At 70.5% G+C, this 26,957-nt stretch carries 19 protein-coding genes; 5 read left to right on the plus strand and 14 right to left on the minus strand.

Annotation, left to right across the window (positions count from 1 at the left end; all coding sequences use genetic code 11):
• Nucleotides 1-24: 24 nt before the first annotated feature.
• The gene (locus ACZ7MG_RS02735; protein ID WP_471396737.1) at nucleotides 25-2,931 is read right to left on the minus strand and encodes a helix-turn-helix transcriptional regulator; all 2,907 of its coding nucleotides are present in this window, start codon (nucleotides 2,929-2,931) and stop codon (nucleotides 25-27) included.
• Nucleotides 2,932-3,066: 135 nt separating this feature from the next.
• Entirely contained in the window at nucleotides 3,067-4,356 is a 1,290-nt protein-coding gene (locus ACZ7MG_RS02740; protein ID WP_471396740.1) for an alpha-L-fucosidase, read from the minus strand.
• Between the two features lie 231 nt (nucleotides 4,357-4,587).
• Here ACZ7MG_RS02740 and ACZ7MG_RS02745 point away from each other — a divergent pair, with 231 nt between their 5' ends.
• Together ACZ7MG_RS02745 and ACZ7MG_RS02750 are read left to right on the plus strand one after the other, a co-directional pair.
• Nucleotides 4,588-7,566, plus strand: coding sequence for a carbohydrate binding domain-containing protein (locus ACZ7MG_RS02745; RefSeq protein ID WP_471396743.1), 2,979 nt, complete (start codon nucleotides 4,588-4,590; stop codon nucleotides 7,564-7,566).
• Nucleotides 7,567-7,667: 101 nt separating this feature from the next.
• Nucleotides 7,668-8,090, plus strand: coding sequence for an SseB family protein (locus tag ACZ7MG_RS02750; protein WP_471396745.1), 423 nt, complete (start codon nucleotides 7,668-7,670; stop codon nucleotides 8,088-8,090).
• A 22-nt stretch (nucleotides 8,091-8,112) separates the two neighbouring features.
• Here ACZ7MG_RS02750 and ACZ7MG_RS02755 read toward each other — a convergent pair whose 3' ends face one another.
• The 7 genes from ACZ7MG_RS02755 to ACZ7MG_RS02785 all read right to left on the minus strand — a co-directional run bounded on the left by ACZ7MG_RS02755 (nucleotide 8,113) and on the right by ACZ7MG_RS02785 (nucleotide 17,092).
• On the minus strand, nucleotides 8,113-8,514 hold the full coding sequence (locus tag ACZ7MG_RS02755) for a MarR family winged helix-turn-helix transcriptional regulator (protein WP_471396748.1): 402 nt from the start codon (nucleotides 8,512-8,514) through the stop codon (nucleotides 8,113-8,115).
• Between the two features lie 70 nt (nucleotides 8,515-8,584).
• Complete coding sequence (locus ACZ7MG_RS02760) at nucleotides 8,585-8,938, minus strand: VOC family protein (protein ID WP_471396751.1); 354 nt, start codon at nucleotides 8,936-8,938, stop codon at nucleotides 8,585-8,587.
• 329 nt (nucleotides 8,939-9,267) lie between these two features.
• Nucleotides 9,268-11,511, minus strand: coding sequence for a 1,4-alpha-glucan branching enzyme (gene glgB / locus ACZ7MG_RS02765; protein ID WP_471396754.1), 2,244 nt, complete (start codon nucleotides 11,509-11,511; stop codon nucleotides 9,268-9,270).
• A 4-nt stretch (nucleotides 11,512-11,515) separates the two neighbouring features.
• Nucleotides 11,516-12,904 carry a maltokinase N-terminal cap-like domain-containing protein gene (locus tag ACZ7MG_RS02770; protein WP_471396757.1) on the minus strand — a complete coding sequence of 463 codons (1,389 nt, stop codon included), beginning with the start codon at nucleotides 12,902-12,904 and terminating at the stop codon, nucleotides 11,516-11,518.
• A gap of 29 nt (nucleotides 12,905-12,933) precedes the next feature.
• Nucleotides 12,934-14,652 carry a maltose alpha-D-glucosyltransferase gene (treS, locus tag ACZ7MG_RS02775; protein ID WP_471396760.1) on the minus strand — a complete coding sequence of 573 codons (1,719 nt, stop codon included), beginning with the start codon at nucleotides 14,650-14,652 and terminating at the stop codon, nucleotides 12,934-12,936.
• Nucleotides 14,649-16,688, minus strand: coding sequence for an alpha-1,4-glucan--maltose-1-phosphate maltosyltransferase (locus tag ACZ7MG_RS02780; protein WP_471946103.1), 2,040 nt, complete (start codon nucleotides 16,686-16,688; stop codon nucleotides 14,649-14,651). The genes treS and ACZ7MG_RS02780 overlap by 4 nt, the downstream gene beginning before the upstream one ends.
• Before the next feature lie 68 nt (nucleotides 16,689-16,756).
• Nucleotides 16,757-17,092, minus strand: a complete 336-nt coding sequence (locus ACZ7MG_RS02785; protein ID WP_471395668.1) for a DUF5133 domain-containing protein — start codon at nucleotides 17,090-17,092, stop codon at nucleotides 16,757-16,759.
• 267 nt (nucleotides 17,093-17,359) lie between these two features.
• Between ACZ7MG_RS02785 and ACZ7MG_RS02790 the strand changes: the two genes are divergently transcribed.
• Together ACZ7MG_RS02790 and glgX are read left to right on the plus strand one after the other, a co-directional pair.
• Nucleotides 17,360-17,863: a pep a2 gene (locus ACZ7MG_RS02790; protein WP_471395669.1), complete on the plus strand. Its 504-nt coding sequence runs from the start codon at nucleotides 17,360-17,362 to the stop codon at nucleotides 17,861-17,863.
• 23 nt (nucleotides 17,864-17,886) lie between these two features.
• Nucleotides 17,887-19,986: a glycogen debranching protein GlgX gene (gene glgX / locus ACZ7MG_RS02795; RefSeq protein ID WP_471395670.1), complete on the plus strand. Its 2,100-nt coding sequence runs from the start codon at nucleotides 17,887-17,889 to the stop codon at nucleotides 19,984-19,986.
• Between the two features lie 30 nt (nucleotides 19,987-20,016).
• Here the strand turns inward: glgX and ACZ7MG_RS02800 are convergent, their stop codons facing one another.
• Nucleotides 20,017-20,841 (minus strand): VOC family protein, encoded by an 825-nt coding sequence (locus ACZ7MG_RS02800; protein ID WP_471395671.1) that lies wholly within the window; start codon nucleotides 20,839-20,841, stop codon nucleotides 20,017-20,019.
• Nucleotides 20,842-21,066: 225 nt separating this feature from the next.
• On the opposite strand from ACZ7MG_RS02800, the gene ACZ7MG_RS02805 reads away from it, so the two are divergent.
• Nucleotides 21,067-22,680 (plus strand): MFS transporter, encoded by a 1,614-nt coding sequence (locus tag ACZ7MG_RS02805; RefSeq protein ID WP_471395672.1) that lies wholly within the window; start codon nucleotides 21,067-21,069, stop codon nucleotides 22,678-22,680.
• Nucleotides 22,681-22,707: 27 nt separating this feature from the next.
• On the opposite strand, the gene ACZ7MG_RS02810 is transcribed toward ACZ7MG_RS02805, so the two are convergent.
• From ACZ7MG_RS02810 to ACZ7MG_RS02825, 4 genes are read right to left on the minus strand one after another with little or no spacing between them, the layout of a single operon-like run.
• Nucleotides 22,708-23,739 (minus strand): LacI family DNA-binding transcriptional regulator, encoded by a 1,032-nt coding sequence (locus ACZ7MG_RS02810; protein ID WP_471395673.1) that lies wholly within the window; start codon nucleotides 23,737-23,739, stop codon nucleotides 22,708-22,710.
• On the minus strand, nucleotides 23,736-24,641 hold the full coding sequence (locus tag ACZ7MG_RS02815) for a carbohydrate ABC transporter permease (protein WP_471395674.1): 906 nt from the start codon (nucleotides 24,639-24,641) through the stop codon (nucleotides 23,736-23,738). Before ACZ7MG_RS02815 ends, ACZ7MG_RS02810 begins: the two co-directional genes overlap by 4 nt.
• Nucleotides 24,638-25,561, minus strand: coding sequence for a carbohydrate ABC transporter permease (locus ACZ7MG_RS02820; protein ID WP_471395675.1), 924 nt, complete (start codon nucleotides 25,559-25,561; stop codon nucleotides 24,638-24,640). The genes ACZ7MG_RS02815 and ACZ7MG_RS02820 overlap by 4 nt, the downstream gene beginning before the upstream one ends.
• Complete coding sequence (locus tag ACZ7MG_RS02825; RefSeq protein ID WP_471395676.1) at nucleotides 25,558-26,880, minus strand: extracellular solute-binding protein; 1,323 nt, start codon at nucleotides 26,878-26,880, stop codon at nucleotides 25,558-25,560. Before ACZ7MG_RS02825 ends, ACZ7MG_RS02820 begins: the two co-directional genes overlap by 4 nt.
• Nucleotides 26,881-26,957 lie beyond the last annotated feature (77 nt).

The following is a 26,957-nucleotide window of genomic DNA, read 5'->3' on the forward strand; positions in this document are numbered from 1 at the left end:
TCAGGTCCCCGCCCGCCGCTCCACCTACGCCCCGCCGTCGCCCAGTTCGCCCCGCACCTGCAGCGCGGCCAGCGCCGCCCGCGTGGTGACGCCCGTCTTGCGATAGATCCGGGAGAGGTGCGTCTCGACCGTACGCGGACTGAGGAAGAGCCGCTCGGCGATGGCGGGGCTGGTCAGCCCCTCCGCGACAAGCACGGCGACCTCCCGCTCACGCGGGGACAGCACGGCGGGCTCCCTGGCCACCGCCACCTGCGACGAAGCACCGACACCGGCACGGGGGCGGGCGCCCGCCCCCGTGCCCCGACCCGCCTCTGCCTCCCCTGGTGGCTCCGTTCCCGTCTCGACGAACACGGCCGGACGTATCGCCTCCGCGAGGCCCGGGAACAGTGGGGTGTCGCCGTCCGCGCTCAGTTGTACGGCGCGTTCCCACATGGCGCGGGCGCGGGCGGGGTGGCCCGCGAGCGCGGTGAGGGGCGCGCCCAGCAGCAGCGAGTGGGCCTCCCACAGTCGGCCCTGGCCCCGGGCGGCCTCCTCGGCGGCCCGCTCGAACAGGTCGGCCGCGGTGGCCCAGTCGCCGTCGGCCAGCGGCACCTGCGCCAGGCTGCGCAGCGCGGACGCCCGCTGGGTCACGAGATCGAGCCGCTCCGCCTCCTTGCGGGCCTGTTCCGCCCACTGCCGGGCCCCGTCCTGGTCCCCGGTGGCCACGGCGGCGGTGACCAGGATCTCGGTGAACAGGGGCCGCATGCTCGGCTGGAGCCCGGCGAGGTCCTCCCCGCCCGCGCGGAGCACGGCGGCCCGGGCCCGCGCCGGATCACCCGCGTGCAGCGCGGCGTACCCGAGCACGCCCCAGGCGATGGAGGCCCACCAGTGGGAGCCGGCACCGGCCCGGGCGACGGCCTCCTCGGCCACGGCCAGCGCCCCGCCGTCACCGGGCGGGAGCGCGGGGATCAGCGCCTGGGCCTTGGAGGCCAGCACGAAGGCGAGCAGCTCGTCGCTGCCGATGCCCCGGGCTATCGTCTCCGCCTCCTCGGCGAGTTCGACGGCCGACCCCAGCCGCAGCGTCATCACATGAAGGTGGGACCGGCACAGCAGCAGATGCGGCACCACGTAGAGGAGGCCGCCCCGGCGGGCGATCACCAGGCCGCGCTCGGCGTGCCGTTCGGCGTCGGCGTACCGCTCCAGGAACGCCTCCGCCCAGCTGAGCCGGGCCAGCGGCTCGCACAGGCCCGCGAGATCCTGGTCGGTGAGGGAGTCGATGAGCGCGGCGGCCCGGTCGGTGGCCTCGGCCGCGGCCTCGGTGTCGCCCTCGTACGCCTCCCCGAGCGCGGTCACGGCGAGCGCCCCCGCCTCCGCGACCTCGTCGCCCAGCGACCGGGCCAGCTCCAGGGTGCGGAGCACGTCGTCCCGTACGTCCGCGTAGGCGCTGGCGTGCGGCGCCGACGAGCCCAGTTCCAGGCCGAGTTGGATGGTCTCGGCGGGGGAGAGGTCGGCGCCCCGGGCCAGTTCACGGCGGAGCAGGGCCACGGCCTCCGTGTACCGCCCGAGATGGCGTTCCATCACCGCGCACAGGGTGACGGCCGAGGCCCGTACGCCTTCGTCGGTGCCCGGCGGCGACAGACTGATCACCTCGTGCAGCAGATCCCGGCTCTCCCGCAGCCCGCCGCAGGCGCCGAGCGCCTCGGCCCGGCGCAGCATGAGCGCGCGGCGCAGCGCGCCGTGCACCGGCCGGTCGGGCAGATGGGCCAGGGCGACACCCAGCCAGTGGGCGCCGCTCGCGGGCGCGGTCGCGGCGGCCTGCCGGGCGGCCTCGACGAGGATGTCCACGGCGTCCGGGTCCCAGCCGGTCAGCGACCGCTCGACATGGTGGGCCCGTTCGGTGACCGGTGCCCCGATACGGCCCAGTTCGGCCGCCGCGAGCTGGTGCATCCGGGTCCGCAGCAGCGGGTCGGTGGTGTCGTGGACGAGGGACCGCAGCACCGGATGCCGCAGCGCCCAGCGGCCGTCGGCTCCCGGACGTGCGAGATCACGGGCGGTCAACTCCCGGAAATCCGCCTCCAGTTCGCTTTCGGTACGGCCGGTGACAGCCGCCACCACCGCGGGTGCCGCATGGTCGCCGAGCACGGCCACGGCCTGCACCGTCCGGCGTTGGCCGTCGGTGAGGGGCGTCAGCTCGTCCAGCAGCAGTGAGCTGAGCCCCGCGGGTCTGCCCGCCTGGAGCAGGGCGAGGAAGTACAGCGGATTTCCCTCACTGGCCGTGTACAGTTCCGCGGCGAGGTCGGCCGGCCGGTCGGGGGCGAGCGCCGCGAGACAGGCGCTCCGGTCGAGGGGGCCGAGTTCGAGACGCAGGACCGTCCCCGCCTCCACACCCCGGGTGAGGGAGGCGGCGAGCCGGGGGGACGTCTGCCGTTCACGGCGCGCCACCACGATCACCACGGGCGCGCGGCGCGGCGGATGGCGGACGAGATGGTCGAGGAGTTCCAGGGACGCCGGGTCGGCCCAGTGCACGTCGTCGAGGGCCACCACCAGGCCGTTGCCCGCCTGCGCGATCCGGGCGAGGAAGGCCGCCGCCGCGCGCTGCAGAGCGAAACGGTCCATGGTGTGGACATCGGCGAGCGGGGAGGGAAGCCCGGTCTCGGCGTCGAGGTCCGCGAGGGCGTCCGCGAGCGGCTGGTACGGCAGTTCCTGCTCGTACTCGGTCGCCCGGCCGCGCAGCACCGTCATGCCCCGCTCCCGGGCCCGCGCGCAGAACTCCGACACCAGCCTGCTCTTGCCGATCCCCGCCGCACCCGTGACATCGACGACCGCCGGCCCGTGCCCGGTCGTGCCGTGCCCGGCCGGCCCGTCGCCGGTTGCCGTCAGCCCGTCGAGCACGTCGGTGAGGCGTGCCAGTTCCGTCTCCCGGCTCACCAGCGGAGCCACGTCCCACGGCAATGCGATTCCCCCCGAAGCCGGACCCGGGCCGTCCCGGGCAGACCCGAAGGTTCATGAAAGCGAACCTCCGGCCGATTTCAGGAGATTGTACGGAGCCCCGGTGGGCCCGGTGGCCCCCGGCCGACGCGTCCCCGGTCAGTCGCGGCCCGTGCCCCGGTAGAGGTCCAGCTCCCCGTCCAGCTCCAGGGCGAGCACCGTCGCGTACGGGTCGAGGTCGGCCTCCGCGGGGGCGTCGATCCAGGTCACTCCGGGTACGGCGTCCAGGCCGCCGATCACCCGGTGGCCCAGCTCGGTGCCCGTGCCGACGACGGTGACCTTCTTGACCGGGTTGCGCAGCCCCCGCACCGCCACGGACTCGCGGGGCACGTCGAAGCATGTCAGATACAGGGTGCGCCGGTCGGCGGAGAGGGTGCTGGGGCCGTAGTGGTGCCCGGCGGGGAGCCCGGCGACCGTCCCGTACACGGCGTCGGAGTGCCGCCCGATCCATGCCCCGAGGCCTTCCAGGCGCTCGATCTGTTCGGCGGGGATCGTCCCGTCCGCCTTCGGCCCGACGTCCAGCAGCAGATTGCCGCCCATGCCGATCGTCTCGGCGAAGTAACGCACCAGCTGCCGTACCGACTTGTGGTTGTCGTCCTGATGCTGGAAGCCCCAGGAGTCGTTGATGGTCAGGCACAACTCCCAGGGCCCGTCCGGTGCTTCGAGCGGTACGCCCTGCTCGGGAGTGGCGTAGTCGCCACGGCTGAGCATGCGGGCGTTGAGGACGGTGTCCGGGTTCTCCGCGAGGATGCGGTCGGCCAACTCCTGGATCCGCCACTGCTGTTCGGTGCGCTCCCACTCGCCGTCGAACCACAGCAGATCGGGGCGGAACCGCTCGACCAGCTCGCTCACCTGGCCGTCCCGGTAGGCGAGGTAGCGGTCCCAGGCCGCCGGGTCCTCCTCGCCGGGCGCGGCATGGGAGTAGCGGTTGGCGTCGTTGCCGCCCGGGTGGGTGTCCGTCCACCGGTCGATCTCGGGGTGGCGGACGCTCGCGTAGTCGGGGTGGTTCCAGTCGGAGTGCGAGTAGTAGAGGCCGACCTTGAGGCCCCGCTCGCGCAGCGCGTCGACGTACCCGGCGATCAGGTCCCGGCCCGCCGGGGTGCGCCGGACGACACTCAGCTCGCCCTCGGCGGTGTCCCACAGGGCGACCCCGTCGTGGTGGCGGGCGGTGAGCACCGCGTACTTGGCGCCGACCCGGTCGAACAACTCGGCCCAGGCCCCGGGGTCGTACGCGGACGCGGTGAAGCCGTCGAGCTGTTTCATGTACTGCTCGTGCGTCACCTCGCCCCAGTAGAAGGACCAGGACTCCGGCACTCCGTCCACGGCGTAGATGCCGTAGTGGATGAAGATGCCCAGCTTGGCGGCGGGAAACCAGGGTTGCATGGTCATACGGCCACGCTAGGCGGAAGGCCCCGCCGGGCGCGTGGGCGCGGGTCACCACTACTGGTTCGTTTTCACCTCGGCGCGCTCCGCCGCATCACCCCTCGCGCGATCCCTTTACGCGGCTGTCATGTCCCTGTAGCTTCCGCGCTGCAAAGGCTTTCAGGAATTTGCCGGTTCCTCTTGCATCGCACCTTGCAGTGCAACTCCCCACCTCCCGGCCCGCATTGGAGACGGCACATGAGACGAACACCCCCCGGTCGGCCACGGCGGCGCCCGCTCGCCTCCTTCGCCGTGGCGACCGGCCTGCTCGGAGCGCTCGCCACGGTCCCGGCGACCCCCTCCGGCCCGGTGGAGCCGGCCGCCGCCGAGGCGAACACGGCCACGGTCTTCTACTACACGAAGACCAAGAACTGGGCCTCCACCTACCTCCACTACGCCCCCGACGGCGGCTCCTGGACCACCGTGCCCGGCACCGCGATGGAGGCCGCCTGCACGGACTGGGTGAAGAAGACCGTCGACCTCGGCACCGCCGGCGGCCTCCAGGCCACCTTCAACAACGGCGGCGGCACCTGGGACAACAACGGCGGCGCGAACTACGCGCTCGGCACCGGGAACATCACCGTCAAGGACGGTGTGATCGCGCACAGCGACCCCTGCGCCGGCACCGGCCCCGTCGAGGGCAACAAGGCCACCGTCTACTACTCCACCGCGACGACCGGCTGGACCACCGCCAACATCCACTACCAGCCCGCCGGCGGTACCTGGACGACCGCACCCGGCGTCGGCATGGAGACCGCCTGCACCGGCTGGTGGAAGAAGACCCTCGACCTGGGCACGGCCACCTCCCTCAAGGCCGCCTTCAACAACGGCAACGGCGTCTGGGACAACAACAACAGCGCCGACTACACCATCCCGACCGGCACCACGACGGTGAGGGACCGCACGGTCACCCGGGACGCCGCCGACCCCTGCGCGGCCGAGGCGCCCGACACCGAGGCGCCGACCGCCCCCACCAAGGTCATCGCGACCGCCACCCACACCTCGATCGTGCTGGGCTGGGAAGCCGCCACCGACAACAAGGGCGTCACCAAGTACCAGGTCACCCGGACCGGCGGCACCAAGGGCACGACCGTCACGGACACCGGCTCAACCGTCCTGTCCGACACGGGGCTTGAGGAGAAGACCACCTACACGTACACGGTGAAGGCGGTGGACGCGGCCGGCAACACCTCGCCCGCCTCCGCCCAGGCCACGGCGACCACCGGGGAGGAGGCCCCCGGCCCCGCCACCGGCACCCCGCTCGGCACCGACCCCCGCAAGGACCCCATCTACTTCGTCCTCACCGCCCGCTTCTTCGACGGCGACCCGGGCAACAACCGGGGCGGCAGCCAGCACACCAGGTCCGGCAACGCGGCGAACGACGACCCCATGTTCCGGGGCGACTTCAAGGGCCTGGTCGACCGGCTCGACTACATCAAGGCGCTCGGCTTCTCGGCCGTGTGGATCACCCCGGTGGTCCTGAATCGCTCCGACTACGACTACCACGGCTATCACGGCTACGACTTCTACAAGGTCGATCCGCGCCTCGAATCGGCCGGCGCGAGCTACCAGGACCTGATCGACGCGGCCCACGCCAAGGGCATGAAGATCTACCAGGACGTCGTCTACAACCACAGCTCCCGCTGGGGCGCCAAGGGCCTGTTCACCCCCACGGTCTACGGCGTCCGCGACTCCCAGTGGAGCTGGTACTACGACGAGCGCGCCGAGGGCTTCGAGTACGACGGTCTCACCGTCGAGCCCAAGTCCGGGAAGTCGTACTACAACGGCGACCTGTGGTCCACGGCCGAGCCGACCGGCAACACCTGCGTCAACTGGGGCAAGCCGACCGGCGGCAAGAGCGCCGAGGGCTACACCCTCTACAACTGCCAGTGGCCGAGCCCCACTTCGGGCATGTTCCCCAAGGCGTACTACCACCAGTGCTGGATCGGGAACTGGGAGGGCGAGGACGCCCGCTCCTGCTGGCTGCACGAGGACCTGGCCGACTTCAACACGGAGAACACCACCGTCCAGAACTACCTGATCGGCGCCTACAACAAGTACATCGACATGGGTGTCGACGGCTTCCGCGTCGACACGGCCGTCCACATCCCGCGCGTCACCTGGAACCGCCGCTTCCTGCCGGCCATCCAGGAACGCGTCACCCAGAAGTTCGGCGCGGAGGCCGCGAAGAACTTCTTCGTCTTCGGCGAGGTCGCGGCCTTCGTCAACGACAAGTGGAACCGCGGCTCGGTCAACCACTCGGCGCAGTTCTACACCTGGAAGGAGCGCAAGGAGTACAGCGCCGACGACCAGACGGCGGCCATCGAGCAGTTCACCTACGAGAACGACCTCGGCACCGGCAACCAGCCGACCTCCACCAACGCCTTCCTGAACGGCAACAGCTACCACACGCCCGACCACAGCCGGTTCTCCGGGATGAACATCATCGACATGCGCATGCACATGAACTTCGGCGATGCGCAGAACGCCTTCGGCAACGGCAAGGACTCCGACGACAGCGTCAACGACGCCACGTACAACGTCGTCTACGTCGACAGCCACGACTACGGCCCCAACAAGTCGAGCACCCGCTACAGCGGAGGCACCGACGCCTGGGCCGAGAACATGGCCCTGATGTGGACCTTCCGCGGTATCCCGACCCTCTACTACGGCTCGGAGATCGAGTTCCAGAAGGGCCAGAAGATCGACTGCGGCCCCACCTGCCCGCTGGCCGGCACGGGACGGGCCTACTACGGCGACCACCTCGCCGGATCGGTCACCGCCTCCGACTTCGGCAGGGCCGACTCCGCGAGCGGCCAGGTCGCCACCACCCTGTCCCAGCCGCTGGTCAGACATCTGCAACGGCTCAACCAGATCCGCCGGGCGGTCCCCGCCCTGCAGATGGGCCAGTACTCCACCGAGGGCATCAGCGGACAGATGGCCTTCAAACGTCGGTACACCAGCGGCTCGACCGACAGCTTCGCCCTGGTCACCGTCACCGGCGGCGCCACCTACACCGGCATCCCGAACGGCACCTACCGGGACGCCGTCACCGGCGACGCGAAGACCGTCTCCAACGGCACCCTCGCCGTCGGCGCCCCCGGCAAGGGCAACCTGCGGGTCTACGTCCTCGACGGCCCCGGCAAGATCGGCGCCGACGGCCCGTACCTGAGGTGAGGAAGAGGAATGCCCGCGTCCCTGTCGGGTACGCGAGGGGCGTCGCGCCCGGGACGGACGCCGTCCCGGGCGGCCTTTTCCATCACTACCTGGGATCTTCCATGGACATCTCCTCCAACGGCCACCACGCGCCCCAGGCCGTCTCACCGGCACAGCGCGCACTGACCGTGCTCGCCTTCGACACCCATGACACAGCCGCGCTCCACACGCTCGCCGACAGCGAGGTGCTGATTCCGGTGCCGGACGACGCCGACGAGGCGGCCGTGAGCGATCCGACGGCCGTGGCGCTGCCCGTCCTGGAGCAGCCGGGCGGTGAACAGATCGTGCCGGTCTTCACCTCGGAGCCCGCGATGGCCGAACTCCTGCCGTACGTGTCGCGCTACCGCCTGGTCCCACTGGGCGCCCTCGCCTCCCAGTGGCCTGCCGACGCCGATCTCTCCCTCACCATCGACGCCGGCTCCCCGCACGGCCTCACCCTCGACGCCCACGACGTGGGCACCCTCCTGGGAGGACAGGACGGCTGACCCTGGTGCGCGGGCGGTGCGGTCAGCCCTGCCGGAGCATGCGGGCCAGGACGTCACGCTGGAGCGGCAGCACGTCCGCGTGCAGCTCGCGCCCCTTGTCGGTCAGGGCGACCCACACGCCGCGCCGGTCCTCCGCACACACGGACCGTTCCACCAGGCCGTCCTTCTCCAGGCGGCCGATCAGCCGGGACAGCGCGCTCTGGCTGAGGTGGACCTTCTCCGCGATGTTCTGCACCCGGCACAGATCACCGGCCGCCGTGGCCGCCGCCATACCCGAGGCCAGGATGTCGAGCACCTCGAAGTCACTGGCACCGAGGCCGTGCGGGTGCAGCACACGGTCGATCTCGCACATCGTGCGGGCGTGCACGGACAGGATGCCCCGCCACTGGTCCTCAAGCCGGACCCCGGCCGTGTTCGCTGCCATATGTGCACGGTAACAGAGGGCGAAGGTGTTGTTGTCTGTGCAACTACTGCAGACGCAACCACCCCCGGCACTACTCCGCGGCGGTGTCCTCGACGAGCCCGACGAGATTCCCGTCCGCGTCCCTCACCGAGGCGATGAGCCGGCCGCCGCCCACGTCGTGCACGTCCTCCAGGGTCTCCGCGCCGGCGGCGAGCAGGGCGGTGAGCCGCGACCGGATGTCGGTCACGTGCCAGTACGGCACCGGTCCCGTCATCCCCTTCGCGTGCCCGTTCGGGTCCAGGCCCACGTCCTGCCCCGCGTCCTTGAACCCCACGTAGTACGGGGTGTCCGCATACGGCTCGACCCCCAGCAACGCGCTGAACAGGGCCTTCGCCCCTGCGAGGTCCTTGACGGGGTACACGACGGTCTTCAGCCCAGCAGTCATGACGCACTCCTCGGTGTGGTGTTTCCGGCCCTAACGACCTGCACCCCACGCTAGGCCGCGCCCCCGCTGCGCGGCTTCTCCGATCCTGACCGTTCGTAGGAAGGGACGCTGTCGGGTGCGGGTCCGGTGGGGCTTCTCGCGCAGTTCCCCGCGCCCCTAAAGGCAAAAAGCACGGGGCGCAGCCCCTGCTTTTTGAGGGGCGCGGGGAACTGCGCGACCAGCCCCCACCGACCCGTACATACCCACCCACCCCGCGCGGAGCGCGAAGGGGGGTCGAAGGGGCGCAGCCCCTGGGGATGGGACGGGTAGGGGCGGCGGGGGCGAGGAAATCAGGCGGGCCGGAGCCAGATCGTGGACAGCGGAGGCAAGGTCAAACGAATACTGGACGACCGCCCGTGCCAGCCACACGCCTCACGCTCGACGGGCCCCGGGTTGATCACACCACTCCCCCCATAGACCCCCGCATCGGTATTCAGCACCTCACCCCACACCCCCACATCCCCCGGCACCCCCACCCGATACCCCTCCCGCACCACAGGACTGAAGTTGGACACGGCCAACAAGGGCACCCCACCCCCATCGAGCCGCAGAAACGCGAACACGTTGTCCTCGGCCGCATCCCCACACACCCACTGGAACCCCGCCGGATCCGTGTCCCGCTGCCAGAGGGAAGGCGTCACCCGGTAGACGGCGTTGAGGTCACGCACCAGATCCCGCACCCCCCGATGGTCCGCCTCCGCCCCGTACCCCGGATCGAGCAACCACCAGTCCGGCCCGTCCGGCTCCGACCACTCACCCCCCTGCGCGAACTCCTGCCCCATGAACAGCAGTTGCTTACCGGGATGGGCCCACATGAACCCCAGATACGCCCGGTGGTTCGCCCGCCGCTGCCACCAGTCACCCGGCATCTTCGACACCAACGCCCGCTTCCCGTGCACGACTTCGTCGTGCGAGATGGGCAGCACGTAGTTCTCGCTGTACGCGTACACCATCGAGAACGACATCTCGTCGTGGTGGTACTTACGATGCACCGGCTCATGCTCCATGTACTGCAACGAGTCGTGCATCCACCCCATGTTCCACTTCAGCCCGAACCCCAGCCCCCCGCTGTCCGTGGGCCGGGTCACCCCGTCCCACGCCGTGGACTCCTCCGCGATGGTCACGACCCCCGGCGCCCGCCGGTACACGGTGGCGTTCATCTCCTGGAGGAAGGCGACCGCGTCCAGATCCTCCCGCCCGCCGAACACGTTGGGCGACCACTGCCCGGAGTCCCGCGAGTAGTCGAGGTACAGCATCGACGCCACGGCATCCACCCGCAGCCCGTCGACATGGAACTCCTCGCACCAGTACACCGCGTTCGCCACCAGGAAGTTGCGTACCTCGACCCGCCCGAAGTCGAACTCGTACGTCCCCCAGTCCGGATGCTCGGCCCGCCGGCTGTCCCCGGGCTCGTACAGCGGCTCCCCGTCGAAGCGCCCGAGCGCCCAGTCGTCCTTGGGGAAGTGTGCGGGCACCCAGTCCACGATCACCCCGATCCCGGCCTGGTGCAGGGCGTCGACGAGGTACTTGAAGTCGTCGGGGGAGCCGAGCCGGGCCATCGGCGCGTAGAACCCGGTGACCTGATAGCCCCAGGACCCGCTGAACGGATGCTGCGCGACCGGCATCAGCTCGACATGGGTGAAACCGAGGTCCGCGACGTACTCCGGGAGCACATCTGCGAGTTGACGGTACGTCAGTCCGGGCCGCCAGGACGGCAGATGGATCTCGTAGACGGAGAACGGCGCCTCGTGCACCGGGATGTCCCCGCGCCGCGCCATCCACTCCGCGTCGCCCCACTTGTAGTGCGAGGCGTGCACGATGGACGCCGTCGCGGGCGGCACCTCCGCCCGGCGCGCCATCGGGTCGGCCTTCAGCAGCCGGTGGCCGTGGCGCGAGACGATCTCGTACTTGTAGTGGGCGCCCTCGCCCACCCCCGGCAGGAACAGCTCCCAGACCCCGGACGAGCCGAGGGACCGCATCGGGAACGCCGTCCCGTTCCAACAGGCGAAGTCCCCGACGACCCGCACCCCCTGCGCGTTCGGCGCCCACACGGCGAACCGGGTCCCGGCCACCCCCTGATGGGTCATCGGCTCCGACCCGAGCGCCTTCCACAGCTGCTCGTGCCGCCCCTCACGGATCAGATGCAGATCCAGCTCCCCGAGCGCGGGCAGGAACCGGTACGGGTCGTGGACCTCCTGATCGGTGTCCTCGTACGAGACGAGCAGCGTGTACTCCGGGACGGTGACGGTGTCGAGCGGCAGCAGGACGGAGAACAGACCGTCGCCCTCCGACGCCAAATACGTGCGCTCGCCGCCGATCACCACGCTCACCGCGTGGGCGTACGGACGCAGGGCCCGGACCGCGACCCCGCCCGGCGCCGGGTGGGCGCCGAGCAGGGCGTGCGGGTCGTGGTGGGCTCCGGAGAGCAGCCGCCCCCGCTCGTCCGGGGCCAGGGGAGGGGCGGGCACGGTCAGCCGGGGCCCGCGCGGGGGCGGGCCCGCCGCCTCCGGGGGAGTGGTGTCGCGCAGAGCCACGGTCTCAGTCTCCTCTCACGGCGAGACGCTCGATCGCCGCCATCGGTACGGGAAGCCAGTCGGGGCGGTGCCGGGCCTCGTACAGCACCTCGTACACGGCCCGGTCCGTCTCATAGGCGCGCAGCAGACCGTGCTTCGTGCGCGGGTCCCAGCCGGCGCGGGCCGCGTAGCCCGCGCAGTACGCCTCCCGGCAGCGGCGCGCCCACTCCGGCCGCCAGGGGCGGCGCTGCCGGGCCGCGTAGTCGAAGGAGCGCAGCATCCCGGCGATGTCCCGCACCGGCGACTGGGCGCCGCACCGCTCGGCCAGCGGCTTCGACGGCTCACCCTCGAAGTCGATCACGAACCACTCCCGGCCCGCCCGCAGCACCTGCCCCAGATGCAGATCACCGTGGACACGCTGCGCGGGCGGCCCGACATCGCAGGAGAGCAGGGCACGGAAGGCGGTACGCAGCCCGGGGACGTACGGCCGCAGCGCCGGTACCGAGCGCGCGGCGGCGTCCAGCCGTTCGGTCATCGCGGCCGCCGTCCGCCCGTTCTCCTCCTGTGCCCCGGACGGGAAGGCCGAGGCGAGCGCCAGGTGCACCTCCGCCGTGGCCCGGCCCAGCTCACGGGCCTGCGCGGTGAAGTCCTGCCCGGTGGCCAGCGCGCCGAGCGCCAGTGTCCAGCCGTCGGACGCGTCGGGCAGGAACGGCTGCAGCACCCCGAGTGTCGCCGGGAACGGATCGGTCGTCCGGAACCAGGCCACCGGCGCCGGCACCCGCCCGCACCCCTGCCCGGCCAGCGCCCCCGGCACCTCCAGATCCGGGTTCACCCCCGCCTGGATGCGCCGGAACACCTTCAGGATGTACGCGTCGCCGTACACCAGCGAGGAGTTGGACTGCTCGGCGTCCAGCAGCCGCGGCGCCAGCCCGGCCGGTACCCGCGCGTCCGGGTCCGCCTCGAACCGCAGCGGGCCCGCCGTCCCGGGGTGCCGCAGCCGCTCCAGGAGCAACTGGGCCGACCGGGGGTCGTACAGCGCGTCGTACACGGTCAGACCCGCGAGCGGACCCTCGTGCGCCTGCCCGATGAGTGCCCGCCCGAGACGCGGCACCGCATGGTCACGCACCCCGAGCAGCAGCTGATAGCAGTCACCGGCCGGGGGAGTGCCGCCGGGCGCGGGCACCCCGCAGGGGACGGTGTGGCTCGGCTGGCCGGTGTGCACCAGCAGATGCAGACAGCCCGGATACAGCTCGGTCATCGACAGCAGGGCGAGGTCCGTGACCGGGCGGTCCTTGCCGGCGAACCAGCGCTGCCGCGGCAGCCACTCGCGCAGCAGCCCGGCCAGCGAGGTCATGAGATCGGCGGTGACCTCTTCGCCGCTCGGCCGGAGCAGCGCGGATGCGGTCTTCGACATGGTGACGCGTCCTTTCGCCGGCCCGCGCTTCAGCGCCCTCGGGCAGCGCGGGAGAGGACTCGGGAGAGCCGGAACCAGTAGAAGCCGTGGCCCGCGAGGGTGAGCAGATAGGGCAGTTCACCGATGGCGGGGAAACGGACGCCGCCGATGAGTTCGACGGGGTGGCGTTCTTCGTAGGCGCGCAGATCGAGTTCGGTGGGCTGCGGGAACCGCGAGAAGTTGTTCACGCACAGCACCAGATCGTCCCCGTGCTCGCGGAGATAGGCGAGCACGGCCGGGTTGGACGACGGCAGCTCGGTGTAGGTCCCCAGCCCGAACGCCGGGTTCTGCTTGCGGATCTCGATCATCCGGCGGGTCCAGTGCAGCAGCGACGACGGGGAGGACATGGACGCCTCGACGTTGGTGACCTGGTAGCCGTAGACCGGGTCCATGATCGTCGGCAGATAGAGGCGGCCGGGGTCGCTGGACGAGAAGCCGGCGTTGCGGTCGGGCGTCCACTGCATGGGGGTGCGTACGGCGTCGCGGTCGCCGAGCCAGATGTTGTCGCCCATGCCGATCTCGTCGCCGTAGTAGAGGATCGGCGAGCCGGGCAACGAAAGCAGCAGAGCCGTGAACAGTTCGATCTGGTTGCGGTCGTTGTCCAGGAGGGGCGCGAGCCGACGCCTGATCCCGATGTTGGCGCGCATGCGTGGGTCTTTGGCGTATTCCGCGTACATGTAGTCGCGTTCTTCGTCCGTGACCATTTCGAGGGTCAGCTCGTCGTGGTTGCGGAGGAAGATGCCCCATTGGCAGCGGGAGGGGATGGCGGGGGTCTTGGCGAGGATTTCCGAGACGGGGTAGCGGGATTCCCGCCGTACCGCCATGAAGATGCGGGGCATGACCGGGAAATGGAACGCCATGTGGCATTCGTCGCCGCCGCTCGCGAAATCACCGAAGTAGTCGACGACGTCCTCCGGCCACTGATTGGCCTCCGCCAGGATGACCGTGTCCGGATACAACGCGTCGATCTCCCGGCGGACATACTTGAGAAAGGTGTGCGTGGCCGGGAGGTTCTCGCAGTTGGTGCCTTCTTCCTGGTAGAGGTACGGCACGGCGTCGAGGCGGAAGCCGTCGATGCCGAGGTCCAGCCAGAACCGCAGCGCGGCCAGCATCTCCTCCCGGACGGCCGGGTTCTCGTAGTTGAGGTCGGGTTGGTGGGAGAAGAAGCGGTGCCAGTAGTACTGCTTGCGGACGGGGTCGAAGGTCCAGTTGGAGGCTTCGGTGTCGACGAAGATGATGCGGGCGCCGGGGAACTGCTTGTCGTCGTCGGCCCAGACGTAGTAGTCGCCGTAGGGGCCGTCGGGGTCCTTCCTGGACTCCTGGAACCACGGGTGCTGGTCGCTGGTGTGGTTCATGACGAAGTCGATGATGACGCGCATGCCGCGTTGGTGGGCGGCGTCGACGAATTCGACGAAGTCGGCGAGGTCGCCGAATTCGGGGAGGACGGCGGTGTAGTCGGAGACGTCGTAGCCGCCGTCGCGGAGGGGGGATTTGAAGAAGGGCGGGAGCCAGATGCAGTCGATGCCGAGCCACTGCAGATAGTCGAGTTTGGCGGTCAGGCCCTTGAGGTCGCCGACGCCGTCGCCGTTGCTGTCCTGGAAGGAGCGGACGAGGACCTCGTAGAAGACGGCACGTTTGAACCAGTCCGGGTCCCGGTCCTTCTGCGGAGTGTCCTCGAAGGTGTCCGGGATGGGTTTGTTCATGGTCATGGGGTGCCTGACACTCCGATCTGCGACGAATCCGGCGACGAGTCCTGCGGCGAGGGGGACGTGCTCTCGGTCCGGAGCTGGACGTGGAGGATGTGCGCGGGTGCCCGCCCGGGTTCCAGGCGCACGTAGTTAGTCCTTCCCCAGCGGTAGGTTTCCCCCGTCAACTCGTCGCGCACTGGCACGTTTTCGTCCATGCCCAGGCCGAGTTCCGCCATGTCGAGCGTGACCGTGGCCTCCTGTGCGCGGTGCGGGTCGAGATTGACGACCACCACGACCGCGTCCGGGCCCGTCCGCTTGCTGTACGCGATCACCGCGTCGTTGCCGGTGTGGTGGAAACGGAGGTTCCGGAGACCGTGCAGTGCGGGGTGGCGTCGTCGGATCTCGTTGAGCGCGGTGATGAGCGGCGCGATCGTACGTCCGTCTTGTACGGGTGTGTCCCAGTCGCGGGGGCGGAGTTGGTATTTCTCGGAGTCGAGGTATTCCTCGCTGCCGGGTTTGAGGGGGGTGTTCTCGCAGAGTTCGTAGCCGGAGTAGACGCCCCAGGTGGGGGAGAGGGTGGCGGCGAGGACGGCGCGGAGTTCGAAGGCGGGGCGGCCGCCTTCCTGGAGGAAGGCGTGGAGGATGTCGGGGGTGTTGACGAAGAAGTTGGGCCGCATGTAGGCGGCGGCCTCGCCGGCGAGTTCGGTGGCGTACTCCGTCAGTTCCTGTTTGGTGGTGCGCCAGGTGAAGTAGGTGTAGGACTGCTGGAAGCCGGTGGCGGCCAGGGTGTGCATCATCGCGGGGCGGGTGAAGGCCTCGGCGAGGAAGATGACGTCGGGGTCGGTGGTGTTGATGTCGGCGATGACCTGTTCCCAGAAGAGAACGGGTTTGGTGTGGGGGTTGTCGACGCGGAAGATGCGGACGCCGTGGTCCATCCAGTGCCGCAGGACGCGGGTGGTCTCGGCGATGAGGCCGGGCAGGTCGGCGTCGAAGGCGATGGGGTAGATGTCCTGGTACTTCTTCGGCGGGTTCTCCGCGTAGGCGATGGTGCCGTCGGGGCGGTGGTGGAACCACTCCGGATGCTTCTGCACCCAGGGGTGGTCGGGGGAGCACTGCAGGGCGAAGTCCAGGGCGATTTCCAGGCCCTGGGCGCGGGCCTCGGCGACGAAGAAGTCGAAGTCCTCGATCGTGCCCAGGTCCGGGTGGACGGCGTCGTGGCCGCCCTCGGGGGAACCGATCGCCCACGGCACGCCGACGTCGTCCGGTGTCGGCGAGAGGGTGTTGTTGCGGCCCTTGCGGTAGGTGGTCCCGATCGGGTGGATCGGGGGCAGGTAGACGACGTCGAAGCCCATCGCGGCGATGGCGGGCAGGCGGCGGGCGGCCGTGCGGAAGGTTCCGTGGGGCTGCTCGGGGGTGCCCTCGGAACGCGGGAAGAACTCGTACCAGGAGCCGTACAGGGCCCGTTCGCGCTCCACCAGCAGCGGCAGCGGCTCGGAGGACGTGACCAGTTCGCGCAGGGGGTGGCGGGTGAGGACCTCGTCCACCTCCGGCGCCAACGCCGCCGCCAACCGGTCGGCGACCGGGAGCGTGTCGTCGCGGAGCCTCCCGGCGGCCGTCAGCAGGGCGGTGTGCCCGCCGCCCTCCGGGACACCGGCGGCGGCGCGGGTGAACAGCTCGGCGCCCTCCTCCAGGACGAGCCCGGCATCGATGCCGGCCGGGACCTTGATACGGGCGATGTGGCGCCAGGTGGCGATCGGGTCGCCCCAGGCCTCGACGCGGTACGTCCAGCGGCCCACGGACGTGGGGGTGACGCAGGCGCCCCAGCGATCGGTGCCGGGGACCAGCTCACGCATCGGGGTCCACGGGGCCGGACGGCCCTCCGGGTCCTTGAGCACGACATTGGCGGCCACCACCCCGTGTCCCTCGCGGAACAGCGTCGCGGTGACCTCGAAGGTCTCGCCGACCACCGCCTTCGCGGGACGCCTGCCGCACTCGACGAGCGGACGGACGTCCCTGACGGGGACGCGGCCGACGGCCGGGGCCGGGATCGGGCTCATGGGGTCTCACCTCCGCCGTTGCTCGGGGATCGGCACTGGGCCGAACGGGTCGTGATCGAAAACGCGTCCTACCGGCCTGCCGTGGAACGCCGTCCGGAGGGCGTGTCCCGCCCGGCGGAACGGGTCTTGCGGGTCTTCTCCTTGCGGCCCTTGCCGCTCTGGTCCTGCTTGGAGCGTCCGGTCTGCTCCTGGAGATAGGCGGGCAGGCTCGTCTGGAGATAGCGCTCGGCGGCCGTCACGGCCTCACGGGCGCAGCGCTTGCCCATCAGCACGCACAGCGTGTAGCCCGAGTCCTCGAAGCTGTCCCGGGCCGCGCGGTCGGTCGGGGACGCGAGCATCACGCGTTCCCAGGTGCGGTAGCGCCGCAGATGTCTGGCCACCTCGTTCTTGGCGGGCAGCAGCATGTGCTGGTCCCTCCCGGCACTCTCGGCGGAGCACGCTTCCCGGGGGAGGTCGTGCACGGAGGGGCACCGGCGCCTCACGGAGCCGATGCCTTCACTCATGGTGCACAGGGAACCACCGGGCGTCTTGTTGGTTCTTCAACTACCCCGGGAGTCGCTCGTGTTGCACGAATGGCGTAGCCCTCCCACTCTGGAGCTGACTCAGAAGTGATCGGTGCTCACGCCCCGTGTTCACGGGGCGGACACTTCGCCGGTGAGGAGCCAACGACGATGAAGACCGCAGTGCCTCGCTACTACCACCTCGACGTGGAAGTCAGTCCGGAACGGGTCGGACAGGTCGGCCGCATCCTGGCCGCCCACCTCCGGTTCTGGGACCTGGAGACCCTTGTCGGACCCGTCTGCCACAGCGCCGAACTGCTGCTGCGCGCGATCGAGGAGCACGCCACGGACAAACGCACCTCGGTCGAGATGTGGTGGAACGGCCAGCACCTCATCGCCGCGGTGGGGGAGAACGACCGGGAGATCCGCCCGGACCGGGAGCTGCGCCCCTGTCTGACCCGAATCGCCGCGCTCAGCGACGGCTGGGGCTGCTGCTCCACGGCCGGCGGCGGCACGGTCATCTGGTTCACCCAGCGGGCGCCGGTCGACCAGGGCGTGCCCCTGGTGCCCACGGTGCCCGAACCGGCGCTGCGCGCGGTGCTCCAAGTGCCCCGCGAGACACCCGTCACCGCGCTCGCCGGTGAGACACCGGACCTGTGCGAGGGCGCGCGGTGACCGTGCGGCCGGACCGTAAAGGGGTGCCCGTGTGGAGCGGGCACCCCTACCCGCTGGGCGCGTCCTACGACGGCACGGGCACCAACTTCGCGCTGTTCAGCGAGGTCGCCGAGCGCGTCGACCTGATCCTCGTGGACGACGACGGCACCCACCGCCCCGTCCCGCTCACCGAGGCCGACGGCTTCGTCTGGCACGGCCGGCTCCCCGGCGTCGGACCCGGACAGCGCTACGGCTACCGGGTGCACGGCCCCTGGGCGCCCGCCGCCGGACACCGCTGCGACCCGGCGAAACTGCTGCTCGACCCGTACACCAGAGCCGTCGACGGGCAGACGGACAACCACCCCTCGCTCTGCGAACCGGGCGCCGACAGCGCCGGGCACACCATGCTCGGCGTGGTCACCGACCCGTTCTTCGACTGGGGGGACGACCGCCCGCCCCGGCGGCCGTACGCCGACACCGTCGTCTACGAGGCGCACGTCCGCGGCCTCACCCGCACCCACCCCGACGTGCCCCCCGAACTCCGCGGCACCTACGCCGGGTTGGCGCACCCCGCCGTCGTCGAACACCTCACCTCGCTGGGTGTGACCGCGATCGAACTGATGCCGGTCCACCAGTTCGTGCAGGACGGCGTCCTCCAGGACCGCGGCCTGACCAACCACTGGGGCTACAACACCATCGGTTTCTTCGCCCCGCACAACGCCTACGCCGCCCACGGCACCCGCGGCCAGCAGGTCACCGAGTTCAAGTCGATGGTGAAGGCGCTGCACGCGGCCGGTCTCGAAGTGATCCTCGACGTGGTCTACAACCACACCGCCGAGGGCGACGAGCGGGGCCCCACCCTCTCCTTCCGGGGCATCGACAACTCCTCGTACTACCGCCTGGTGGACGGCGACTGGGCGCACTACTACGACACCACCGGCACCGGCAACAGCCTGCTGATGCGGCACCCCTACGTCCTCCAGCTGATCATGGACTCGCTGCGGTACTGGGTGACCGAGATGCGTGTCGACGGGTTCCGTTTCGATCTCGCCGCCACGCTGGCCCGGCAGTTCCACGAGGTGGACCGCCTCTCGGCGTTCTTCGACCTGATCCAGCAGGACCCGGTGATCAGCCGGGTCAAGCTGATCGCCGAACCGTGGGACGTGGGCGAGGGCGGCTACCAGGTCGGCAACTTCCCGCCGCTGTGGTCGGAGTGGAACGGCAAGTACCGGGACGCCGTACGGGACTTCTGGCGCGGGCGCCCGCACACGCTCGGCGAGTTCGCCTCCCGGCTGACCGGCTCCGCCGACCTGTACGAGCACAGCAGACGCCGCCCGCGCGCCAGCGTCAACTTCGTCACCGCGCACGACGGATTCACCCTGCGCGACCTGGTGTCGTACAACGACAAGCACAACGAGGCCAACGGCGAGGGCAATCGGGACGGCGAGAGCGTCAACCGCTCCTGGAACTGCGGGGTCGAGGGCCCCACCAAGGATCCGCGGATCCGCGCGCTCCGCGCCCGCCAGCAACGCAATCTGCTGGCCACGCTGCTGCTGTCGCAGGGCATCCCCATGCTGAGCCACGGCGACGAGTCGGGCCGCACCCAGCGCGGCAACAACAACGCCTACTGCCAGGACAACGAGGTCTCGTGGCTCGACTGGCGGCTGGACGCCGAACGGCGCGCGCTCCTCGCGTTCACCCGCGACCTCATCGCCCTGCGCGCCGACCACCCCGTGCTGCGCCGCCGCCGCTTCTTCCGCGGCGACACACCGACCCGCGCGGACCAGCCGCTCCCCGACCTGGTGTGGCTGCTGCCCGACGCGGGGGAGATGACCGACGCCGACTGGGACCGCTCCGACGCCCACGCGGTGGCCGTCTTCCTCAACGGCGACGCCATCGCCGAACGCGACGCCCACGGCGAGCCCGTCGTCGACGACTCCTTCCTGCTCCTGCTGAACAGCCACTGGGAGCCGCAGACCTTCCGGCTGCCCGGCGCCGCGTACGGCGAGTGGTGGGCGAGCCTCGTCGACACGGCCGCGGAACCGGACGGCGTCCCCGACGAGGCCGAACACAAGGCGGGCGCGGAGGTCACCGTCGAAGCCCGGTCCCTGGTGCTGCTGTCGCGGCCCGCGAGGAGCGGCTGACCGCGACCGGTCCTCCTGACCGGACGGCGGTCAGCGTTCGCCGCGCGAGGTGATCGTGAACTGGGCGCCGTCCGGGTCGCGGAGCACCGCCTCGTGCGGCTGATGGGTGAGGACCGTGCCGCCGTGGTGCTGGGCGGACTCGACGCAGGCCGCCACGTCGGAGACGGAGAAGTGGACCTGCCAGTGCGGCCGGATCGTGGGGTCGGGCGCCGCCTCCAGCGCGCCGGAGGTGATCCGGGCCACCACCTCGCCCTCGCTGCGCAGCACGACCTCGTTGCCCTCGTAGTGGACCTCGCAAGCGCCCGGCTTCTCGGTGGCCCACTCCAGGACCTCGCCGTAGAAGATCGCCGCGTCGAAGGCGTCCCGGGTGTGCAGCCGGATGAAGGCCGGGGCGGCCTTGCGCCAGGTCTCCCAGTCGGTGAACAGCGTGCCCTCCCAGATCCCGAAGGACGCCCCGTGCCGGTCCGCCAGCAGGGCCGCCCGGCCGGGCGGGAAGGAGAGGGGCCCGACCGCGACCGTGCCGCCGCGCTCCCGGGCCCGGGAGGCCGCCGCGTCCGCGTCGGACACGGCGAAGTACGGGGTCCAGGCGACCGCCATCTGCCACAGCGACGCCACCCCGGCGATCCCGGCGACCGGCACCCCGTCCGCCAGCGCGATCCGGAAGTGGTCGCCGAGCTTGGCGGTACGCCATCGCCAGCCGAGCACGGCGGAGTAGAAGTTCTCCGTGGCCGGCAGGTCCCGGCTGGTGAGGCTCACCCAGCAGGGCGCGCCGAAGACGGAGTGGCTGGAGACGGCGTTCTCCGCGTCTCGGTGACGCGCGTTCTCCGCGCCCCGGTCATTGTTGTCGCTGTTCATGGCAGTCGCGTCCTGGTCTCGTCCGCCGGCACACCCCGGCCGCACTCCAGTGTCCAACCGGATCCGGGGCCGGTGCCCGTCGAGTACCCCGCGTCGGGCTTCCGACCCCGGTGGCGACGCGATCTTCGGACGACCGTTCGGGTGATGACCGGGAGTCCCGGGTCCTTACCGTGCGCCGCCGCCGCGCGCGTGCGCCTGGCAGCGGATCAAGGGAAAATCCACCCTATGGCCGACATAACGGAACGTTCCGGGCGTGGGCCGGCCGCATCCGGCTCCGCCGCGCCCCACCAGACCCTGGCTCTCGCGGCGATGATGTTCGCCGTGTCGATGACCTTCATCGACCAGACGATCGTCGCCATCGCCGCCCCCAGCATCGTCGACGAACTCGATCTCTCCTCGTCGGGCATGCAGTGGGTGGTGAACGCCTATCTGCTCGCCCTGGCCGCGTTCTTCGCGCTCGGCGGCCGGCTCGCCGACATCCTCGGGCACCGCCGGATGATGGTGATCGGCACCCTCGTCTTCGTCATCTCCTCCGTGCTCTGCGGCTGTGTCCCCGACGACAGCTTCGCCCTGGGCTGGCTGATCGTGTTCCGGGCCACGCAGGGCCTGGGCGCCGCGCTGATGTTCCCCGCCGCGCTCGCCGTCGTCGTCGCCGTCTTCCCCGTCGACAAACGCGGCCGGGCCCTCGCCCTGTTCTTCGGGCTCTCCGGGGCCCTCACCGCGCTCGGCCCGCTGCTCGGCGGCTGGCTCACCGGCTGGACCTGGCGGGCGATCTTCTGGGTCAACGTGCCCGTGGCGGTCATCGCCCTCGTCCTGACCGCCCTCGCCCGCATCCCGCACCAGGCCCGCCGCGAACGCCTCGACCTGCCCGGCGCCGTCCTCGTCGCCCTCGGCATGGGCCTGAGCGTGCTCGGCCTGCAACAGGCCTCCGCCTGGGGCTGGAGCAGCTTCGCCACCTGGGCCTGCATCATCGGCGGACTCGCGGTCCTGGTGCTGTTCTGCGCCTACGAACTCCGCGTCGACGAACCACTCATCAAGCTCCACGTCTTCCGCGACAAGGCGTTCAGCGTCGACGCGGCGGTCCTGTTCTTCGCGATGCTCGCCTTCGTCCCGCTGTTCTTCTTCGCCTCGGTCTACGCGCAGGTCTCGCTCAGCGCCTCGCCCAACCAGGCCGCGCTGTTCCTGCTGTACTTCTTCATCGGCTTCGCCATCGCCTCCCAGTGGGGCGGCCGCATCCTCGACAAACGCGGCGCCCGGCCCGCGCTGAAACTGGGCACGGCCCTCGGCGCGGTCGGCTTCGCCCTCTGGGCCAACAAGCTCACGGACCTCTCGATGCACGACCAGTGGCCCTACGTCGCCCTCGCCGGCGCCGGCATCGGCTTCCTGCTCGCGCCCGCCTCGACCGACGCGGTGAACCGGTCCCTCAACGCCTCCTACGGCGAGGTCACCGGCATCACCCAGACCGTGCGCAACTACGCGGCGGCCGTGGGTCTCGCGGTGTACGGGACGATCCTGACGCATGTCACCACCGACAAGGTCGTGGAGACGCTGACCTCCCAGGGGGTGCCGGACGACGCGGCAAGGGACGCGGCCCGTGACATCTCCGAGTCGGTCACCGGCAACCCGGACAGTCAGGCACCGAGCGGGGACGGCGCCGTCGGCACGGTGGTGCGCGACTCGATGGACGCCATCCGTATGGACTTCGCCGAGGCCAACCAGTGGGTGTTCTACGGGATGGCCATCGCGCTCGCCATCGGGTTCCTGTGCGCACACCGGCACCCGGGCACCCGCGTCACCGACGAGACACGGGCGCCCGAGCGGGAGCCGGTGCACCACTGACGGGCGCCGACTCCCGTGCGCGGCGGCTCAGGTCGAGTCCCGCCGCACCAGCTCCGTCGGCAGGATCACGGCGGCCGGGTCCTCGCCGCCGATCTGGGCCAGCAGGACCCGCACCATCTCGTTGCTGATGCGGTCGTAGGGCTGGCGGATGGTGGTGAGGGCGGGCACCGCCTCCGTGGCCGCCGCCGAGTCGTCGAAACCGCCCACGGAGACGTCCTCGGGGACCCGCCGGCCCGCCCGGCGCAGAGCGGCGAGAGCACCCTGCGCCATCAGGTCGGAGGCCACGAACACGGCGTCCAGGTCGGGTGCCTGGGCCAGCAGCAGATCGGTGCCCGCCTCGCCGCTGGACCGGCTGTAGTCGCCGGAGACGATGAGCCGCTCGTCGATCTCGACGCCCGCCTCGGTGAGGACCTCCTTGTACCCGGCGAGCCGGTCGACACCGCCGGGGGTGTCCAGCGGGCCGGTCACGACGCCGATACGGCGGCGGCCCAGCGACAGCAGATGGCGGACCATGTCCCGGGCGCCGTCCCGGTCGTCGGCGGCCACATAACTGACCTTGGAACCGGGTGCCATGGGCTTGCCGCACTGCACGAGCGGGATGCCCGCCTCGCGCAGCTCCTGGGCGACCGGGTTCCCGGAGTGGCTGGACACCAGCAGCACCCCGTCGACGTGGCCGGCCGTGATGTACCGCGTTATCCGGCGCCGCTCGTCCTCCGTGCCCGCGACCATCAGCAGCAGCGGAATGTCGTGCGCGGCCAGCGCCTGGGTGCAACCCCGTAGCAGGACATTGAAGTTGGGGTCCTCGAAGAGTTTCTCCTGCGGTTCCGTCAGCAGGAAGCCGATGGAGTCCGAGCGGCCCGTGATCAGTGAGCGGGCGTGCCGGTTGACGACATAACCCGTCCTGCGGATCGCGGCGTTGACCGCCTCGGCCGCCGTCGGGCTGACGTAGTGACCGCCGTTGAGCACGCGCGAGACCGTTCCCCGGGAGACTCCCGCCTCGCGCGCCACGTCGTGAATGGTCGGCGGCTTGCGCCTGCCCCCCGTGTTGCTCATGGTCATGACTTTACGGCTCCGGAGAGCAGATCCAGGCTCCAGAACCGCTGGATGACCAGGAAGAGCGCGATCAGCGGGATCACCGCGAGCAGCGCGCCAGTGATCACCAGGGTGTAGAGCGCCGGGGTGTTCGCGCCCTGTTCGAGGAGGGTGAACAGGCCCAGGGTGATCGGGAACTTCTCGTCGTCGCTGAGCATGATGTACGGCAGCAGGAAGTTGTTCCACACGGCCACGAACTGGAACAGGAACACCGTCACCAGACCCGGCACCATCATCGGCAGCGCGATCCGGGTGAAGATCCGCCACTCGCTCGCCCCGTCCATCCGCCCGGCCTCGACCACGTCCGCCGGGACGGCGGCAGCGGCGTAGATCCGGGACAGGTACACGCCGTACGGGGAGAGCACCAGCGGCAGTAGCACCGCCCAGTAGGAGTCCGCCAGGTCCGCCTTCGCCATCAGCAGGTACTGCGGGATCGCCAGGATCACCGGCGGCATCAGCACGCCCGCCATCAGGACGTTGAAGACGGTCTCGCGGCCCTTGAAGCGGTAGATCGCCAGCGCGTAGCCGCTGATCGCCGAGACGGCGGTGGACAGCAGGGCGCCGAGACCGGCGTAGAGGGCGGAGTTGCCCATCCACTGCCAGTAGATGCCGTCACGGTAGGCGTTCAGGTCGGACAGGTTGTCCGCGAAGCCGGTGCCCGGCAGGAAGGTGAAGGTGGAGAACAGCTCGCTGCCCGACTTGGTGGCCGCGATCAGCACCCAGGCCACGGGCAGCAGACAGTAGAGCGCGCCCAGCAGCAGGGTGAGCGTCGGGACGAGCGCGATCCGGCGGCGCAGCGGCGGCCCCTGGGCGGTGCCCGGGGTCGTGCCCGCCGCCGGGGCGGCCTTGCGGACGGCAAGAGAACTCATCGTGCTGCCTCCTGCTTCTGACGGGAGTTCGCGGCCCTCAGGAAGCCGAAGGAGAGGACCAGGGTGGCCACGGCGATGATCACCGCACCGGCGGCCGCCGAGTAGATGTCACCCTCGCCGAACGCGTCCCGGTGCACCTTCATCAGCGGACTCCACGTCGTGGAGACCGAGTTGGTGAGCGGTTTGAGGGTGGTGGGCTCGCTGAACACCTGGAGCGTGGCGATGATCGAGAAGAAGAAGGTCAGCACCAGCGAGGGCGCCACCATCGGGATCTTGATCCGCAGGGCGATCTGCAGCGGGGTGGCGCCGTCCAGCTTGGCCGCCTCGTACACCTCGGCGGGGATCGACTGCAGCGAGGTGTAGATGACGATCATGTTGAAGCCGGTGCCGCCCCAGATCGCGATGTTGGACAGCGCCGCGTACAGCCCGCCGCCGTCCAGCAGATCCGGCTGGGGGAGACCCAGCTTCTCGAGGACGAAGTAGAAGGGGCTGACGTCCGGGAGGTAGAGGAAGCCCCAGAGCAGGGCCGCCACGACGCCCGGGACCGCGTACGGCAGGAAGATCGCCAGGCGGGTGAAGGGGGCGAGGCGCACCTTGTCGCTGTCCAGCATCAGGGCGAAGACCAGTGCCAGACCGAGCATGACCGGGACCACGATCGCCCCGTAGCCGAGGACGCGCAGCGCACCGTCCAGCAGCTCGGAGTCGGTCAGCGCGTCGGTGTAGTTCTCGATGCCCGCCCACACCTCGTGCCGCGCACCCGAGCCGAGGCCGAGGCCCTTGACCTGCACCTTGTGCAGGCTGAGCCAGACCGCGTAGCCGATGGGGAGCGCGAAGAAGAGGGCGAACAGGATCGTCGCGGGGAGGAGGAAGGCGTACGGGGCCCCCTTGACCCCGTACGACCTCCGGCGTGCCGTCGTCACTCCGCGACCTCGAAGCCCTGCTTCTTCATGTCGGTGACCGTGTCGTCCTGCATCGTCTTCAGGGCGGCGCCGAAGTCCGACTTGTTCTTGGCGGCGGCGCCGAACGCGTCCTTGAAGGTGGTGTAGGCGACGTTCACGTTCGGGCCCCACGCGGAGGGTGCCGTGGTCTTCGCGATCTCGGAGGCGACGGTGTAGAAGTCGGCCTGGTTGGAGAAGAAGGCCGGCGGCTGGGCGAACGCGTCACTGGTCTGCGCGGTGGTGGCGGCCGGGTAGATGCCGCCTTCCTTCGCCAGCGCGGTCAGCGCCTCGGGGTCCGTGTTCAGCCAGGTGGCGAACTTCGCGGCGGCACCCTTGTTCTTGGAGTCCGTGGTGACGGCCGTCGAGGAGCCGCCCCAGCTGCCGGTGGTGTTCTCGGAGGACGACCACTGCGGCAGCGGCGCCACCTTCCACTTGCCCTCGGTGTCGGGCGCGGCGGTGGTCAGCGTGCCCGGTGCCCACACGGCGCTGACCCAGGCGATCTGCTTGCCGGTGTTGAGCGCCTTGTTCCAGGCCGGGGTGTACATCGGCTGGTTGTCGATGGCGCCCTCCTTCACGAGGCCGCCCCAGAAGTCGGCGACCCGCTGGGTGGCCGTGTCGTCGATGCCGACCTTCCACTTCTGGCCCTCGGTGGTCCACCACTGGGCGCCCGCCTGCTGGGCGAGACCGGCGAAGAGACCGGAGTCGTTGGCGGAGAAGGTGGTGAGGTCGACGTCCGCGTCCGCCTTCTTCAGCTTGCGCGCGGTCTCGGCGAACTCGTCCCAGGTCTTGGGGACTTCGAGGTCGTACTTCTTGAAGAGGTCCTCGCGGTAGTAGAACATCATCGGCCCGATGTCCTGCGGTATCGCGTAGACGGCGTCGGAGCCCAGCGTGGTCTGCTGCCAGACACCGTCGGCGAACTTGCCCTTCGCGTCGCCCGCCTCGCCCGCGATGTCGGCGACCGCGTCATTGCTGACCAGCGTCGGCAGCGCCTGGTACTCGGCCTGCACCAGGTCCGGGCCCTTGCCCGCCTTGTGCGCGGTGAGAATCTTGGTGACCAGGGTGTCGCCGGAGGCCTGCTTCTTCACCGTGACGGTGATCTGCTGCTCCTTGCCGGGCCCCTTGTTCCACAGGTCCGCGACCTTGTCCATGCCCGGCGTCCAGGTCCAGTACGTCAGCTTCGCCGGCCCCGACTGGGCCTCGCTGTCGTCGTCGGACCCGCCACAGGCGGCGAGTGTGGTGGCGCCGAGCGTGACGGCGACGGCAGTGGCCACAATTCGCCGGTGCTTGGTGATGTTGGGCATGGATCTTTCTCCCCTGACCTGGGTCCTCGCCTGCTGCGAAGACCATGCCATGCTTCTGTGAGCGTTCACAGGTACTG

The sequence above is a fragment of the Streptomyces sp. NPDC107538 genome (assembly GCF_055657445.1).